The sequence below is a fragment of the Streptomyces sp. NBC_00158 genome (assembly GCF_045160885.1).
GTDB lineage: Bacteria > Actinomycetota > Actinomycetes > Streptomycetales > Streptomycetaceae > Streptomyces.
In genome coordinates this window covers 6628824-6643667 of the sequence record NZ_CP108161.1, presented here as the reverse complement: position 1 = coordinate 6643667, position 14844 = coordinate 6628824, and the positions used below count along the sequence as shown (strand labels likewise).

Here is a 14844-nt window from a genome sequence, read left to right as displayed (position 1 = left end):
GCGGACAGATGCCGCCCGAGCGGGCCCTGCCCGAACACCTGGTTCCGATAAACCAGTAGCATGCGGCGCCATGAGCTCCCCCACTGGGCCCGCAAACGGCCTGCCCGTACGAATGCCGCGACCCCGCCAGACCGGACGGCACCGCCGGCCCGAGCCCGCGGTGGCGCCCGAGGGCGCGCCCGCGCTGGTGCTCGCCGTGCCCGGTGCCCCCTCGGCCGCCTCGCGGGGGCTGGCCGAAGAGGTCATCAGCATCGGCCGCTCCGAGCTGCCGGGGCTGGACGCCCGGATCGGCTACCTCGAGGGCGAGGACGGCGAGGAGAGCGAGTTCCCCTCGCTGTCCGGCGTCCTGAACGCCGTCGCGCACGAGCGCAACGCGCGCGCGGAGTTCGCCCGCGCCGCCGGTCTGGACGTGCCCGCGCCGACCGGCCCCGACGCCGTGGTCGTGCCCCTGCTGGCCGGCCCCGACGCCGACCTGCTGCGCCGGATGCGCCAGGCGCTGATGGACTCCTCGGCCGCCGCCGAGCTGGCCGACGTGCTCGGCCCGCACCCGCTGCTCGCCGAGGGCCTGCACGTCCGCCTCTCGGAGGCCGGCCTGGCCCGCGCCGACCGGGCCCGCCTGTTCACGGTGGCCACCGCCGCCGACGGCATCATCCTGGCCACCACCGGCGGCGAGGAGGCCGTCCAGGCGGCCGGGATCACCGGCATGCTGCTGGCCGCCCGGCTCGCGGTTCCGGTGATCGCCGCCGCGCTGGACCAGGAGGGCTCGGTGGCCGCGGTCGCCGCCGAGCTGCGCGGTTCCGGTTCGGTCCAGCTGGCGCTGGCCCCGTACCTGATCGGCCCGGAGGCGGCCGAGGGCCTGCTGGACACCGCCTGCAAGGAGGCCGACTGCTCGGCCGCCGAGGTGCTCGGCGCCTACCCGGCGCTCGGCAAGCTGGCCGTGGCGCAGTTCAGCGCCGCCCTGGGCATCCAGCTGGGCGCCGCAGCGCAGTAGGACCCGCCCGTACGCGTGACGAGGGGCCCGTCCGGAATCCGTTCCGGACGGGCCCCTCGCCGTACCCGGGGCGCCGGTTCAGGCGAAGACCACGCAGGAGGCCGCGGGGACGGCCACCGACCCGGCGGGGCTCGGCTGACCGGTCAGCGGGTCCACCTCGAACCAGGTGACGTCCCCGGAGCGTTCGTTGGCGGCGTAGAGGCGGCGGCCCGATGGGTCGACGGCCAGGTCGCGCGGCCAGTGGCCGCCGCATCCGGTGGTTGCGGTGAGCCGCGGCCCTTCGGGGCCGCCGGCGAGGGAGAAGGTGACCAGGGTGTCGCTCCCGCGGACGGCGGCCCAGAGGAAGCGTCCGTCGGGCGCGACCGCGACCGCCGAGGGGTAGGCCCGTACGCCGTCCGCAGCGGCTCCGGAGGCGACCGGGACCTCGGTCACGGCTTCCAGGTGCCCGGAGTCCGCGTTCCAGCGGCATACGGTCAGCTGCGGCTCCAGCTCGTGCAGTACGTAGACCACCCCGCCCGCCGGGTGGAAGGCCAGGTGGCGGGGGCCGGTCCCGGCGCGCAGGACGACCTTGGCGCGCTCCCGGGGCGCGCCGGTGGCCGGGTCGAGCGCGAGGACGCGTACGGCGTCGCCGCCGAGGTCCACGGTCAGCACCCAGCGGCCGGTGGGGTCGGGGAGCACCTGGTGGGCGTGCGGGCCGGCCTGCCGTTCGGTGTCGGGGCCGGAGCCGGTGTGGGTGAGGACGGCGGCCGGGCCGGCGACGCTGCCGTCGGCGGCGAGCGGCAGGCTGCTGACGCTGCCTGAGCCGTAGTTGGCGGTGAGCAACCGGCCTCCGGCCAGGCTGAGGTGGGTGGGGCCCGAGCCGTCGACGGGGACGGGGGCGCCCAGCGGGGCGAGCCCCGCGGCGGTGGCGCGGAAGGCTCCCACGGCCCCCCGGCCGGTCTCGCTCACCGCGTAGAGCACGCCGGAATCCCGGTCGAGGGCGAGGTACGAGGGGTCGGCCAGGGAGTCCGCGGAGGAGAGCGGGGTCAGCGCTCCGGTGGCGGGATCCACGGCCGCGGTGGTGACACCGCGGCCGCCCCCCGAGGTGAACGAGCCGATGTAGGCCCGGTGTCCGCCGCCCTGGTCCGTGCTGTGCGCGCCGTCCACTGGTGCCTCTTTCCGCCGTCCCGGATCCGTCTCCGGAGCCGACGGTAACAGAAGGTCTAGACCAAGTCCCGCCCCCTGGCCCGTTCCTGGGCCCCGGGGTGGTGGACGTACGCCGTGGAGCTCGGCCGGTCCTCGTAGGTCCGGTGGAAGACGGGCGTGGCGGCCCCGGAGATCGGCGGGACGATCCAGGACCAGTCGGCGCCCACCTCGCGGCCCTTGCGCTCCTCGCGCTCCAGGTGCGAGAGGAACCGCCGGGACTCGGTGTGGTGGTCGGCGATGGTGACCCCGGCCCGGTCGAAGGAGTCCAGCACCGCGCGGTTGAGCTCGACCAGCGCCCGGTCCTTCCACAGCGAGCGCTCGCTGGAGGTGTCCAGGCCGAGTCTGCGGGCGACGGCCGGGAGGAGGTTGTAGCGGTCGGTGTCGGCGAGGTTGCGGGCGCCGATCTCGGTGCCCATGTACCAGCCGTTGAACGGGGCGGCCGGGTAGTGGATGCCGCCGATCTCCAGGCACATGTTGGAGATGGCGGGCACCGCGTGCCAGCGCAGCCCCCAGTCGCTCCAGTCGTCGCGCCCGTCGGGGTGCCGGATCGGGACCTCCAGCACGGCGTCCGCCGGGGTGTCGAACCAGCGGGGCTTGTCGTCGACGCCCTGCACCACCAGCGGGAGGAGGTCGAAGGGGGTGCCGGCGCCGCCGGACCAGCCGAGTCCGAGCAGCGCCTCGGTGAGCGGTGCGTTGCGGGCGTCGCCGACCGTTATGGAGTGGTGGTCCCCGTAGCCGGCGTAGCGGACCAGCTGCTCGCTCCAGATCAACGGCCCCGGACGGTCCGGGGCGTCGGGGGCGAAGACGGTGATGGTGGGCCGGACCCGGCCGCCGTTGGTCGCCTCCCGCAGGTGCTCGAAGCACTCGGCGGCGATGTCCTCGGCCCCGGTCAGCCCGCGCCGGTCGCGGACCCGCAGGGAGTTCCAGTAGAGCCGGCCTATGCAGCGGTTGCTGTTGCGCCAGGCCACGCGGGCGCCGTGGACCAGCTCCTGCGGGGTGTGCCGGTAGGTCCCGGTCTCCGCGAGCTCGGCCCGTACGGCGGCGAGCCGGGCACGCGGATCACCGGCCTGCGGATTCTCCCGGTGGAAGAGCCGGATGAACTCCTCGGCTTCCTCCCACACCTGAGCGGCGCTCGAGTGCTTCTGCAGAATTTCCATTCCGGGCGGTTACCCCCTGTCCGACCAGATCCACCCTGTACATGCCGGATGAATGTGCAATGAACAATCACCCGTTGTACACGGCGCAGGTCAGCCCGGTGCCGCAGGGACCTCCGCACCACCCCTCCGGGTGACATCGCCCCAATGCCCCTCCGGGGCGCCCCTGTTGGGCGTACCATCCGCGGCATTCCGGTACGCCGTCCCGCGGTCGGGTCAGCCGCAGGGACGGCTCATGAACAGGGCGTGCTCGCCGGCCGCCGGCGTGCCGTCGTAGAGGGCGGTGTCCAGGCCGCAGAGCGTGAACCCCATGCGCCGGTAGGCGTGCACGGCGGGGGCGTTGACCGAGCTGACCTCCAGCCACAGGTGCGCGGCGCCGCGTTCGCGGGCGAAGCCGGCCGCGAGCTCCATGAGGGCCCGGCCGACGCCGCGGCCCCGGTGGCCGGGGGCGACCTCGATGTCCTCGACGGTCAGGCGCCGGTTCCAGGGGGCGTAGGTGACGGAGGCGAAGCCGCAGAGGGTTCCTGCGTCGAGGGCGACGAAGGTCCGGGAGTGCTCACCGGAGCCCTCGTCACCGTCGTCGTCCGGGTCCGCCGGGAAGACCTTGCGCAGCGGCGGGTCCACCGGGACCTCGCGGAGGGCGAAGCCGCCGTCGGAGGCGTTCACCTCGAACACGGTGGAGGTGAGGAAGGAACCGTCGAGGGTCTCGATCGCCCCCCGGTCCCCGGGGCGGGCGGTGCGGTATTCCAGGCCCAAGGCCGGCGGGGTCGTCATGCCCCCGACCGTACCGCCCGCGCGGGACGGGGCGGGCGGTTCGGGCCGTTCGCGCGGTCCGGTCCGCAGGGGCCGGTCAGGCCGTGATGACCAGCGGGGCGCGCGGGTCCGTGCGCAGCGGGGTGGCCAGGGCGACGAGCGCCTCCTCCAGGCCGTGCAGGTGGGCCAGGGCCGGTTCGGCCCCGGCCTCCCGGGCCGCGGTGCGCGGCGCGGCGGGCTCCGGGGCTCCCTCGGGGGCGGTGAGCGCCTCGACGGCCGCCTCCACCCGCCAGCAGGCGGCGGCGAGCCGGGCGTCGTGGGAGGCCTGCGGGTCGGCGGCGACGGCCACGAGCCCGCGCACCTCGCGGGCGCAGTCGTCGAGCAGCGCCATGACCTGCCGGGCGCGGGCCTTGCGGGCGCGCAGCGGGCTCAGCGGGTGGACGAGCGGCGCCAGCGCGACGCGGGCGCGGACCAGCAGCAGTTCGAGCTCGGCGGCGTGCGGGGCGGGGTCGGCCTCGGGGTCCCCGGCGAGGCGGTCGAGGGAGGCCGCGGTGGCCGCGCGTACGCAGTGCAGGGCGCGCTGGATCCAGGCGTCGTTGGCGCCGTGGGTGGTCACGGGGAGGATCAGCACCACGGCGAGGGCCGCGCCGAGGGCGCCGACGGCGGTCTCCTCGAAGCGCAGGAGCAGCAGTCCGGGGTGCAGCACGCCGAGGAGGCCGTAGAGCAGCCCGGCCATGACGGTGACGAAGAACATCATCCAGGAGTACGAGGGCGCCGCCGTGTAGAAGATCCCGAACACGCAGACGGCCACGAGCGCGGCGGTGGGCGCGGGCGCGCCGTGCAGGGGTACGGCGATCAGCAGGCCGGCGGCGATGCCGACGACGGTGCCCAGGACCCGGCGGAAGCCGCGGACCAGGGTCTCGCCGCGCGAGGCGGTGTTGACGAAGATCCACCAGGCGGTGCCGACGGCCCAGTACCAGCGGTCCTCGGACAGCACCTGGCCGATGGCGAGGGCGAAGGCGCAGGCGGCGGTGGCCTGGAAGGCCTGGCGGGTGGTGGCCCGGGCCAGGCCGCTGCCGGGCAGGGGCGGCGGCGCGGGGGCCGGGGGCGTACGGCGCTCGATGGGCCACAGCACGAAGCGCACGGCCCCGGCCGACAGCAGCGCCAGGGCGACGGCGGCGAACAGCTCGGGCAGCTGGGCGGGCCGGGCGTGCAGGAACTGGGTGACGAAGAACATCATGAAGCCGAAGATGCCGAGGGCGTGACCGCGCGGCCCCCAGCGGCGTGCGTAGACCCCGGCGAAGACGACGGCGAGGAAGGCCGCGTCGCGGGCGGGCGGCATCCCGTGCAGTCCGGTGGCCAGCACCAGGACGGGGAAGCCGGTCGCGGGCAGCAGGGCGGTGGTCACCCGCTGGGCGCGGACGTCCGCGTCGAGGACGGTGAACAGCGCGAGCAGCGCCGCGAGGCCGCCGGTGATGGAGGCGGTGAGCGAGAGCCCCGCCAGTTCGGCGACGGCGACGGCGAGCCCGGTGCCGATCACCGCCCGGAGCGAGTTCCGCAGTCTGGTGCGCCCCGGATCCGGAGCCACGAACATCCTCTTCATGGCGGTGTGCCGCCCCCCTCGGAGTGAAGCGCGCCGGCCCGGCGTCCGCCCGGGGGTGGTGGGCGGCGGACGGGCACGGCGAAGGCACCGCGCTCCGGACCGGCCTCGTTGCCGTCCGGCGCTGCGCGGCGCCGAAAGTAATTGGATATGACACAGATAAGCATCCGCAGGGGCATTGGCTCAAGCGACGTCCGTCACGCTGGACCGTTGGCACAGCCCCGAGGCGCCTTTTCCGGCCATCGGGAAGCCAACGGACCGGGCGGTCCCGGACCGGGTCGGGCGCCGGTCCGCCCGTCGCGCGCGGCGGGCGCGGCGAGCCCACGATGGAGGGGTGCGAGGCGATGCGGCTGACGTGCTCGTCGCGGGCGCGGGCCCGGTGGGGCTGACCGCGGCGGTGGAGCTGCGCAGGCGCGGGGTGGCCTGCCGGATCGTGGACCGGCTGCCTGCCCGGCTGCCGTACGCGAAGGCGGTGGGCGTCCAGCCGCGCACGCTGGAGGTCTGGGACCGGATGGGCGTGGTGCGGGAGGCCCTGGAGGCGGCGGTCCCGATGCGCGGGCAGCTGGTGTACGTCGACGGCGTCCGGCGGGAGCGGATGGAGCTGGTGCTGCCGCCCGAGGTGCCGTACGGGTTCGCCGCGCTCCCGCAGTACGAGACGGAGCGGATCCTGGAGGGGTTCCTGGCCCGGTTCGGGACCCGGATCGAGCGGGGCACGGAGCTGGTGTCCTTCGCCCGGGACGAGGGCGGGGTGACCTGCCGGCTCGTCGGCCCGGACGGCGGCGAGGAGCTGCGGACCCGGTTCCTGGTGGGCTGCGACGGGGCCCACAGCCTGGTCCGCAAGGGGTTGGGGCTGGGCTTCGGGGGCGGTGCCTTCCCCGAGGAGTACATGCTGGCGGACGTGTGCGTGGACTGGGACCTGCCGTACGGGTACGGCGTGCGGTCCACGCACCTGGGCGCCGACGGGAAGCCGGACGACCTGCTGGTGTGCATCCCGCTGCCGGGCCCCGGCCGGTACCGGATGTCGATGCTGGTGCCGCCGGAGCTGTCCTCTCCGTCGGTGGCCCCGGACGGGACCGCGCACGGGCTGGAGGGCGGCCGCGCCCCGGCGCTGTCCCACGTGCAGGCCGTCCTGGACCGGCTGTCGCCGCAGCCCGTGACCGCGTCCGGCATGCGCTGGTCCTCGGTCTTCCGGATCAGCCACCGGATCGTGGACCGGTACTCCGAGGGGCGGGTCTTCGTCGCCGGGGACGCGGCCCACGTCCATCCGCCGACCGGCGCCCAGGGCATGAACACCGGTATCCAGGACGCCTGGAACCTGGCGTGGAAGCTCGCCCTCGCGGTCGCCGGGGGCGCGCACCCCCGGCTGCTGGACAGCTACGACGCCGAGCGCCGGCCGGTCGGCGAGGAGGTCGTCGGGCGGACGGTCCGGCACGCCACCCGGGGCTTCGCGGCCGATCCGGCGGACCCCGCCGCCTTCGTGCTGCGGGAGGCTCAGCTGCTGGTCGGCTACCCGGACAGCCCGGTGGTCCGGTGGGAGGACGACCGGGCGCCCCGGGGGCCGCGGCCCGGCGAGCGGGCCCCGGACTGCGGGGGGCTGACGGGGGAGGTCGCGCGGTTCCCGCTGCGACTGTTCGACCTGCTGCGGGACCGCGAGCACGTGCTGCTGCTCCACACGGACGGCGCACCGGGCCCGTACGTCCCCGCACTCGCCGCGTTGGCGGACGGGTTGCCGGCGGGGCGGCTCACGGCGTACGCGGTCCTCTCCGAGGGCGGGACCGCGCCCGCCGGGGCTGCGTGGCCGGTGTACCGCGACGCGCGGGGCGAGTTCGCCCGGCTGTACGGGGTGCGGGGGCCGACGGCCTTCGTGGTGCGGCCCGACGGGTACCTCGGGGCCCGGCTCTGCCCGCCGACGGCGGAGGGGCTGGCCGGGTACCTCGCGGGGGTGTTCCGGGACTGAGTCCCGGCCGGGTCAGGGGCCGTCCTCGGTCGGTACGCACAGCACCGGGACGGGCGAGAGGTGCAGCAGCTTGTGCGGGGTGGAGCCGAGCAGGGCGCCCCGGATCGGGCTGTCGCCCCAGCTGCCGACGATGATGACCCGCGCGTGGTGGCGTTCGGCGGCGGCGAGCAGGGCCTGGGCCGGCTTGTCGTCCACCACCTCCACCGTCGAGGGGACACCGGCCTCGTCGGCGGCCTCGACGGCCCGGGCGAGCGCGGTGCGGCCGGCCTGGAGGACGGCCTCGCGGTGGGCGCGGTACTCCTCCCCGGTGGCTCCGGGGGCGGCGGCCCCATAGACGAGGACGAGGGGCTCCCCGAAGGCGGTGGCCACCTCCAGCGCCACCCGCAGGGCCCGCTCGGCGCCGGGGGACTCGTCGTATCCAAGGACCACGGACATCCGGCCTCCTCAGACCTTCCCGCCGCGCACGAGGGCCGGGTCGACCACGCCGCGGCGCTCCTGCCAGAACCTGCCGTCGCGGACCCGCCAGAAGCACATGAGGAGCACGCCGAGGGCCGCGATGCCGATCCCGATCACCAGCGGCGGGCCGAGGCCGAACCAGGAGGTCCCTCCGGCGGAGTTGCGGGGGTCGGACATGTCGACGACGGACTCCACCAGCAGCCAGGCCAGCAGTCCGGCGCCGACCAGCGGGCCGACGCCGATGAGGAAGAAGTTGTGCGCGTTCTCCAGCAGGTGGCGGCGGTAGTAGACGGCGCACGCCACGCCGGTGAGCGCGTAGTAGAAGGCGATCAGCAGGGAGAGCGCGGTGAGGGAGTCCAGAAGGGCGTTCTCGCTGATCTGGTTGACGATCAGGTACCAGGCGATGGCGATGCCGGCCACCCACCAGGTGCTGACCTCGGGGGTGTGGAAGCGGGGGTGGATGTGGGCGAGGTGCGGGGGCAGGGCGTGCCGGCGGGCCATGGACAGGGCGGTCCGGGAGGCGGGGATGATCGTCGTCTGGGTGGAGGCGAGGGCGGAGGTGCAGACGGCGAGGAGCACCATCCAGTCCCAGCCGCCCATCACCTCGTGCGCGAGTACGGCGAAGATCGCCTCCTCCTCGCCGGCGTTCTTCGCGAGGAACTCGGTCCCGGCGTAGGCGACGATGGCGAAGCCGACGGACAGGTAGGTGACCAGCAGGACCAGGGTGGACCAGATGCCCGCCTTGCCGGGGGCGGTGGCGGAGTCCTCGACCTCTTCGGTGAGGTTCACCGCGGATTCCCAGCCCCAGTAGATGAACACGCCGAGCAGGAGTCCGCCGGTGAGGGCGGCGCCGCCGGCGCCGAAGGGATTGAGCCAGGAAAGTGAGGGTTCGATCTCGTCGAGGGTGCTGGTGCCCGCGTACACGCGGTAGATGGCGACGACGGCGAAGACCAGCAGGAAGAAGACCTGGGCGAGGATCAGGACGTCCTGGAGGTGGGCGGAGAGCTCGGTGCCGATGACGCAGACGGCGGTCATGGCGAGGATGACGACGACGGTGAGCGTCTGGCGGACCACCTGGTTGGCGGCCCAGTCGTCGAGCCCGGCCGCGAGCAGGCCGAAGTGGACGGCGACGTCGGCGAGGGAGCCGATGACGAGCACCCCGGTCATGGTGATGGCCCAGCCGCCCAGCCAGCCCGCCCAGGGGCCCATGGCCCGGGTCACCCAGGAGAAGGTGGTGCCGCAGTCCTGGTCGACCTTGTTGAGGTAGTAGAAGGCGGCGGCGATGAGGAGCATCGGCACGAAGGAGGCCAGCATCACGCCGGGGGCGTAGATGCCGGCCAGGGCCACGATCGGGCCGATGACGGCGGCCAGGGAGTAGGCGGGCGACGTGGAGTTGAGGCCGATGACGAGCGCGTCGAGGAAGCCGATCGCGTTGGCCTTGAGGCCTTCCTCGGGGCCGGCGTCCCCGATGGTGCTGCCCGCCTCGGCGCGGTCGCCGTCGTTCATGTACGCATCGTCACGCACGGGACGGCCGCGCGCGAGGCGGGCGGGGCACACGGGGCGGGGCGGGGCGGGCTACTCGGTGCCGGGGGTCTTGCGGGTGGTGACGTTCATCCGGTTCCAGGTGTTCACGGTGAGGACGAGCGCGATCAGCTGGGCCGGTTCCTCCTCGCCGAAGTGCCGTGCGGCCTCGTCGCCCGCTACGACCGCCAGCCGGTCGGTGCCGTGCAGGGCCTGGACCCGGAGCGGATCGCGTACGTCGGCTCCGTCAGCAAGAGCCTGTCGCCGGCGCTGCGGACGGGCTGGATGGTGCTGCCGGGCCGGCTGGTGGACGAGGTGCTGGAGGCGAAGGGGCCGCGCGAGATGTGGTCCGGGGTGACGGACCAGCTCACCCTGGCCGAGTTCCTCTCCTCGGGCGGCTACGACCGCCACCTGCGCCGGAGGCGCCAGGTCTACCGGCGCCGCCGGGACCTGCTGGCGGCGCGGCTGGCGGCCGAGGCCCCGCACGTCCGGGTCAGCGGGGTCGCCGCCCGGCTGCACGCGGTGCTGGAGCTGCCGCCCGGCACCGAGGCGGCCGCCCTGCGCGCGGCCCGGCGGGCGGGGCTGGCCCTGGACGGGCTGGGCCCGTACCCGCACCCGGACAGCTCCATGGCCCCGCGGGACGGCCTGGTGCTGGGCTACGGCACGCCGCCCGAGCACGCCTTCCCGGCGGCGCTGGACGCCCTGTGCCTGGCCCTGCCGGACCCGCCGCGGGCGGGGCAGGACCCGGCCTGAGGGCAGGTCAGGGGCGGGTGTTCCAGCCCGCGATGACGGGGAGTCCGTGCTCGGTGGAGAGCACGCTGACCGTGCCGGTGCGCAGCAGGAAGAGCCGGCCATCCTGCGGGGGCAGGCCGAGGTAGCGGGCGGTCAGGACGCGCAGGAAGTGGCCGTGGGCGACGAGCACGACGTCGCCCCGGCCGGCCTCGAGGGTCCGGGCGGCGCGGGCGAGGACCCGGTCGGCGCGCACCCCGACCTGGGCGGCCTGCTCTCCGGGGTGCTGCGCGTCGCCCGGGGGGACGCCGTCGGTCCACAGCGACCAGTCGGGCCGGGTGCGCTGGATCTCGGCGGTGGTGACGCCCTCGTAGCCGCCGTAGTCCCATTCGTGGAGGTCGGGTTCGGGGATCCCGCCGGTGAGCCCGGCGAGTTCGGCCGAGGCGACGGCCCGGCTCAGCGGGCTGGTCAGCACCAGGGCGGGTTCGCGGTCGCGGAAGAAGGGGGCCAGCGAGAGGGCCTCGTCGGCACCCCGCGCGGTCAGCGGCACGTCGGTCAGCCCCGTGTGGCGCCCGTTCGCGCTCCAGGCCGTCTCGCCGTGCCTCACCAGTAGCAGTTCGCTCATGCCCGGACCCTATGGCGGTCGGCTCGTGCCCGGCATGTCGGGCCGCCGGAGCCGGGCGGGCGTGTCACTGTCGGGCGTCATGGACGTGCGTGAGTGCAGGCGGCTGACCGTCCTGCTGCTGGTGCTGACGTGGGTGACCGGGCTGATCGAGGCCGTGAGCCTGCTGGCCCTGGGACCGGTGTTCACCGCGATGCAGACCGGCAACGTGCTGTTCCTCGCCTTCGGCACGGCCCACGAGGGCGGTCTGCCCGCACTGGCCTCGGGGGTGTCGCTGCTGTCGTTCGCGGTCGGCGCGGTGTGCGCGGCCCGGCTGGAGGGGGCCGCGCAGGACCGGGGGCGGCACTGGTTCGTGATCGGCCTGGCGGTGGAGGCGGCCCTGCTGCTGGCTGCCGCCTGCGCCGGATGGGGTGTGCCGCCCCGGTACGGGAACCCGGCCGCGCGGCACCTGGTGACGGCCGCCCTCCTCGCGGTGGCGATGGGCTTCCGCAACGTGACCAGCATGCGGGTCAACCTGCCGGGGGTGCCGACCACCCTGGTCACCCGGTCGATGACGGCCTTCCTGGGCGGATCCGCGCTCGGGCACGACAGTGCCTTCGGATACGGCACGGGGGCGTGGGGGCGGCGCGCGTGGGCGGTCGCCGCCATGTTCACGGGCGGGCTGACCGGGGCCCTGCTGGTGCGGGCCGGGCTGACGGTGAACTGGCTGCTGCTGCCCGCGGCCGCGGTGGTGGGCGCGGTCGCCGTGTCCTACCTGCGGCAGCCGGCGCTGCGCCGCGGCACCTGCTGATCGGGGGCGCGGGCGGCCCGGGCGGGGCCGGGGGCGCGGGCGGCTCTGCGGAGCCGGGGGCGCGGGGCTGAATCGATGCGGAAACGGTGCAAGTGGATCACCGGGCGCCGTCTCGGGAGGCTCGTCCCATGGACACCGTTCCCCCGCAGGGCTCCCGCCCGCAGGACGACGACCCCGTCGGCGCAGCCTACCCCGCCGTGGAGTCCGGGTTCGCGGCCGGCGACGAGGCCAGCACGGAGGCCGTATACCGGCGCTGGCGGCCCATGGTGCACGCCCTGGCCCTGCGCGCGCTGGGCGATCCGCGCGAGGCCGAGGACGTCACCCAGCAGGTGTTCCTCGCCGCCTGGCGCGGCCGGGCCGGGTACCGTCCGGGGCCCGGCGGGCTCGGGGCCTGGCTGACCGGCATCACCCGGCACAAGGTGGCCGACGCCCTGGAGGCCCGCCGGCGGCTGGCCCGGGTGGTGCTGGCCGCCGCGCAGCGCGCCGGGGAGCCGCGCACGGTGACGCAGGTGCCGCCGCCGGAGCAGGCCCTGGACCGGGTGCTGGTCCTCGGAGAGCTGGCCCGGCTGCCGCGGGCCCAGCGGCACGTGCTCTGCCTGGCCTTCTACGCCGATCTGAGCCAGAGCCAGATCTCGGAGCGCACCGGCCTGCCGCTGGGCACCGTCAAGAGCCACATGCGGCGGGCCCTGCGTGCCCTGCGGCAGTCGCTGGAGCCTGCGCCGCCACCAGTTCCGCGATGACGCCGAGGCCGGAGCGCAGCCCGAACAGCCGCCCGGTGCCGGGTGCTTGGGACTCCGGGCCCCAGCCGGGTCCGGCGAGCAGGAGCGCCGACCGTCCGCGGGCACCGCGCAGCCCCCACTCGATGCCGGCGACCGAGCGGGCCAGGGCCCGGTCCGCGGTGGTGCGGGAGTGCGCCCAGAGCACGGCGGCACGGGGACCCGTACGCCGTACCGCGTCGCACAGCGCTCCGGCGGGCAGGGCGGCGCCGAACATCCGTACCGGCACGCCCCGTTCGCCGAGGGCGGCCGCCAGGGCCTCGATGGGCAGGCTGTGCAGCTCCCCGGGCGCGCACGCGAGGAGCACGGGGGGTACCCGCGCCTGGTCCCGGGCGGGGCGGATCCGGTGCAGGGCGGCGGAGATCTGCCAGGACAGCAGGTGCTCCACCTCGACGTAACGCTCCCCCGCCGAGGCCCACTTGCGGCCGACCGCGTGCAGGGTCGGTGCGATGACCTCCTCCCAGGCCGCGACCAGGCCGTGTTCCGCGAGGGCGGTCTCCAGCAGGTCGGCCACCGCGGGCTGGTCCAGGCGTACGGCGGCCCGTGCGAGCCCCCGTCCCTCCGGGCGCGCCTCCCCGAGCGGGAGTGCGCCGGGCCCGCCCGGCACCACGGCCGCCGCCCTCCCGCCGGCGCGGGCGGCGGGAGCCTCGCCGAGCGCGGCCCGGGCCGCCTCGGACGGGGGCACGCCCCGCGCGGTGAGCCGGCACATCTCCTCCAGGCGGGCGATGTCCCGGGGTGTCCAGCGGCGGTGCCGGCCGTCCTCGCGGTGCGCCGGGCCGATGGCGTAGCGGCGCTCCCAGGAGCGCAGCGTGGTCGGGGAGACCCCGAGGCGGCGGGCTACGGCACCGGTGCTCAGGGCGGGTTCGGGGTCCACCGGCCTACGGTACGCCGCCGGGCGCGGCGCCGGGCCGCGCCCGGCGGAAGCGGCCGAGCGCGTCGGCGAGTTCGACCAGCGGCGGCGGGTAGTCGTAGCGGGCCCGCTCGGCCTCGGGCAGCCGCCAGGGCTCGTGGACCCGGGGCGCGGGGAGTCCGGCCAGCTCGGGCACCCAGCGGTGGACGTAGCGGCCCTCGGGGTCGTACTTGATGCCCTGCCGGACGGGGTTGAGGACGCGGTTGGGGCGGGTGTCGGTGCCGGTGCCGGCGACCCATTGCCAGTTGAGCTGGTTGTTGGCGACGTCGCCGTCCACGAGGAGGTCGAGGAAGTGGCGCGCCCCGGTGCGCCAGTCGGCGTAGAGGGTCTTGGCGAGGAAGCTGGCGACCAGCAGGCGGCCGCGGTTGTGGATCCAGCCCTCGTGGCGCAGCTGGCGCATGGCGGCGTCGACGACCGGGTAGCCGGTGCGGCCGTCCTTCCAGGCCTGGACCTCCTCCTCGGCGGCGGGGCCGGTGCGCCAGTGGTCGTGGCGGGTGCGGTAGTCCTCGGAGGCGGCGGCGGGGCGGGCGGCGAGGACCTGGTGGTGGAAGTCGCGCCAGCACAGCTGCCGGACGAAGGCCTCGGCCCCGGCGCCGCCCGCCGCGGCGGAGCGCTGGACGGCTTCGGCGGGCGAGAGGGTGCCGAAGTGCAGGTGCGGGGAGAGCCGGGAGGTGGCGTCGGCGGCGAGGTCGTCGTGGACGTCCTCGTAGTGGGTGATGCCGGAGCGCAGCCAGTTGGTCAGCAGCCGCCGCGCCTCGCGTTCGCCGCCGCGGGCGAGGCCCGGGGAGGTTCCGGTGACGTCCTCGCGGCGGGGCAGCTCCTCGGAGCCGATCTCCTCGGGGACGCGTACGCGGCGCGGGGCGGCGACCACGGTCCGCTGGGGCAGTTCGGTCCAGCGGCGCAGGTAGGGGGTGAAGACGGCGAAGTGGTCGGCGCCCGAGCCGGCGGGCAGGACCGCGCCGGGGGCGACCGCCGTGACCACCGTGTCGTGGGTGTAGAGCCGGCGGCCCTGTGCCTCCAGGGCCTCGCGCAGCCGCTCCTCGCGGGTCTGGGCGTAGCCGCTGACGCCCGCGGCCATGTGCACCTCGTCGGCGTCGGCCTCCTGGACGAGCGCGCACACCTCGGCGACCGCGTCCCCGGAGCGCAGTACGAGGCGGCCGCCGCGCTCGCGCAGGCCCGCGTCGAGGTCGGCGAGGCAGTCGGCGAGGAAGGCCAGCCGGTTGGGCGCGGCGAAGCCGGAGTCCCCGATGGCCCGGTCGCGGACGAAGAGCGGGACGATCCGGTCGCAGGAGGAGAGGGCGGCGCGCAGCGGCGGATGGTCGTGCAGGCGCAGGTCGGAGGTGTACAGGACCACTGCGGTGTTCATGCGCTCGGCTCCGTGTCGGGGGCTGTGGGCGGCG

At 75.7% G+C, this 14844-nt stretch carries 13 protein-coding genes and 2 pseudogenes; 5 read left to right on the top strand and 10 right to left on the bottom strand.

Going from position 1 to position 14844, the window contains the following annotated elements:
- Positions 1-70 precede the first annotated feature (70 nt).
- Positions 71-991, top strand: coding sequence for a hypothetical protein (locus tag OG553_RS30425; RefSeq protein WP_405982041.1), 921 nt, complete (start codon positions 71-73; stop codon positions 989-991).
- Between the two features lie 78 nt (positions 992-1069).
- Here the strand turns inward: OG553_RS30425 and OG553_RS30420 are convergent, their stop codons facing one another.
- From OG553_RS30420 to OG553_RS30405, 4 genes are all read right to left on the bottom strand, one after another.
- Positions 1070-2137 (bottom strand): lactonase family protein, encoded by a 1068-nt coding sequence (locus OG553_RS30420; RefSeq protein ID WP_405982040.1) that lies wholly within the window; start codon positions 2135-2137, stop codon positions 1070-1072.
- A 56-nt stretch (positions 2138-2193) separates the two neighbouring features.
- The gene (locus OG553_RS30415) at positions 2194-3333 is read right to left on the bottom strand and encodes a nitric oxide synthase oxygenase (protein ID WP_405982039.1); all 1140 of its coding nucleotides are present in this window, start codon (positions 3331-3333) and stop codon (positions 2194-2196) included.
- A 213-nt stretch (positions 3334-3546) separates the two neighbouring features.
- On the bottom strand, positions 3547-4104 hold the full coding sequence (locus OG553_RS30410; protein ID WP_405982038.1) for a GNAT family N-acetyltransferase: 558 nt from the start codon (positions 4102-4104) through the stop codon (positions 3547-3549).
- Between the two features lie 76 nt (positions 4105-4180).
- On the bottom strand, positions 4181-5686 hold the full coding sequence (locus OG553_RS30405; protein ID WP_405982037.1) for an FUSC family protein: 1506 nt from the start codon (positions 5684-5686) through the stop codon (positions 4181-4183).
- 331 nt (positions 5687-6017) lie between these two features.
- On the opposite strand from OG553_RS30405, the gene OG553_RS30400 reads away from it, so the two are divergent.
- Positions 6018-7640 (top strand): FAD-dependent monooxygenase, encoded by a 1623-nt coding sequence (locus OG553_RS30400; protein ID WP_405982036.1) that lies wholly within the window; start codon positions 6018-6020, stop codon positions 7638-7640.
- Positions 7641-7652: 12 nt separating this feature from the next.
- Here OG553_RS30400 and OG553_RS30395 read toward each other — a convergent pair whose 3' ends face one another.
- From OG553_RS30395 to OG553_RS30385, 3 genes and pseudogenes are all read right to left on the bottom strand, one after another.
- Positions 7653-8075, bottom strand: coding sequence for a universal stress protein (locus OG553_RS30395; protein ID WP_385758849.1), 423 nt, complete (start codon positions 8073-8075; stop codon positions 7653-7655).
- Between the two features lie 9 nt (positions 8076-8084).
- A complete protein-coding gene (locus OG553_RS30390) occupies positions 8085-9602 on the bottom strand; it encodes an APC family permease (RefSeq protein WP_405982035.1) in 1518 nt (505 codons plus the stop codon).
- 69 nt (positions 9603-9671) lie between these two features.
- Positions 9672-9791, bottom strand: a pseudogene (locus tag OG553_RS30385) (carboxymuconolactone decarboxylase family protein); the annotation flags it as partial.
- A 3-nt stretch (positions 9792-9794) separates the two neighbouring features.
- Between OG553_RS30385 and OG553_RS30380 the strand changes: the two are divergent.
- Positions 9795-10370 (top strand): annotated as a pseudogene (locus OG553_RS30380) (PLP-dependent aminotransferase family protein); the annotation flags it as partial.
- A gap of 7 nt (positions 10371-10377) precedes the next feature.
- Here OG553_RS30380 and OG553_RS30375 read toward each other — a convergent pair.
- On the bottom strand, positions 10378-10971 hold the full coding sequence (locus tag OG553_RS30375) for a histidine phosphatase family protein (RefSeq protein ID WP_405982034.1): 594 nt from the start codon (positions 10969-10971) through the stop codon (positions 10378-10380).
- 79 nt (positions 10972-11050) lie between these two features.
- Here OG553_RS30375 and OG553_RS30370 point away from each other — a divergent pair, with 79 nt between their 5' ends.
- Positions 11051-11758, top strand: coding sequence for a YoaK family protein (locus OG553_RS30370; RefSeq protein WP_405982033.1), 708 nt, complete (start codon positions 11051-11053; stop codon positions 11756-11758).
- 128 nt (positions 11759-11886) lie between these two features.
- On the top strand, positions 11887-12498 hold the full coding sequence (locus tag OG553_RS30365; protein ID WP_405982032.1) for an RNA polymerase sigma factor: 612 nt from the start codon (positions 11887-11889) through the stop codon (positions 12496-12498).
- On the opposite strand, the gene OG553_RS30360 is transcribed toward OG553_RS30365, so the two are convergent.
- On the bottom strand, positions 12422-13408 hold the full coding sequence (locus tag OG553_RS30360) for a MerR family transcriptional regulator (protein WP_405982031.1): 987 nt from the start codon (positions 13406-13408) through the stop codon (positions 12422-12424). The genes OG553_RS30365 and OG553_RS30360 overlap by 77 nt on opposite strands.
- 4 nt (positions 13409-13412) lie before the next feature.
- Positions 13413-14810, bottom strand: coding sequence for a cryptochrome/photolyase family protein (locus tag OG553_RS30355; RefSeq protein WP_405982030.1), 1398 nt, complete (start codon positions 14808-14810; stop codon positions 13413-13415).
- Between the last annotated feature and the right edge of the window lie 34 nt (positions 14811-14844).

Excerpts from the sequence above, each read along its gene's own strand:
- OG553_RS30425 (WP_405982041.1), top strand. The coding sequence starts at position 71 with ATGAGCTCCCCCACTGGGCCCGCAAACGGCCTGCCCGTACGAATGCCG.
- OG553_RS30415 (WP_405982039.1), bottom strand. The coding sequence starts at position 3,333 with ATGGAAATTCTGCAGAAGCACTCGAGCGCCGCTCAGGTGTGGGAGGAA.
- OG553_RS30410 (WP_405982038.1), bottom strand. The coding sequence starts at position 4,104 with ATGACGACCCCGCCGGCCTTGGGCCTGGAATACCGCACCGCCCGCCCC.
- OG553_RS30405 (WP_405982037.1), bottom strand. The coding sequence starts at position 5,686 with ATGAAGAGGATGTTCGTGGCTCCGGATCCGGGGCGCACCAGACTGCGG.
- OG553_RS30395 (WP_385758849.1), bottom strand. The coding sequence starts at position 8,075 with ATGTCCGTGGTCCTTGGATACGACGAGTCCCCCGGCGCCGAGCGGGCC.
- OG553_RS30390 (WP_405982035.1), bottom strand. The coding sequence starts at position 9,602 with ATGAACGACGGCGACCGCGCCGAGGCGGGCAGCACCATCGGGGACGCC.
- OG553_RS30375 (WP_405982034.1), bottom strand. The coding sequence starts at position 10,971 with ATGAGCGAACTGCTACTGGTGAGGCACGGCGAGACGGCCTGGAGCGCG.
- OG553_RS30370 (WP_405982033.1), top strand. The coding sequence starts at position 11,051 with ATGGACGTGCGTGAGTGCAGGCGGCTGACCGTCCTGCTGCTGGTGCTG.
- OG553_RS30365 (WP_405982032.1), top strand. The coding sequence starts at position 11,887 with ATGGACACCGTTCCCCCGCAGGGCTCCCGCCCGCAGGACGACGACCCC.
- OG553_RS30355 (WP_405982030.1), bottom strand. The coding sequence starts at position 14,810 with ATGAACACCGCAGTGGTCCTGTACACCTCCGACCTGCGCCTGCACGAC.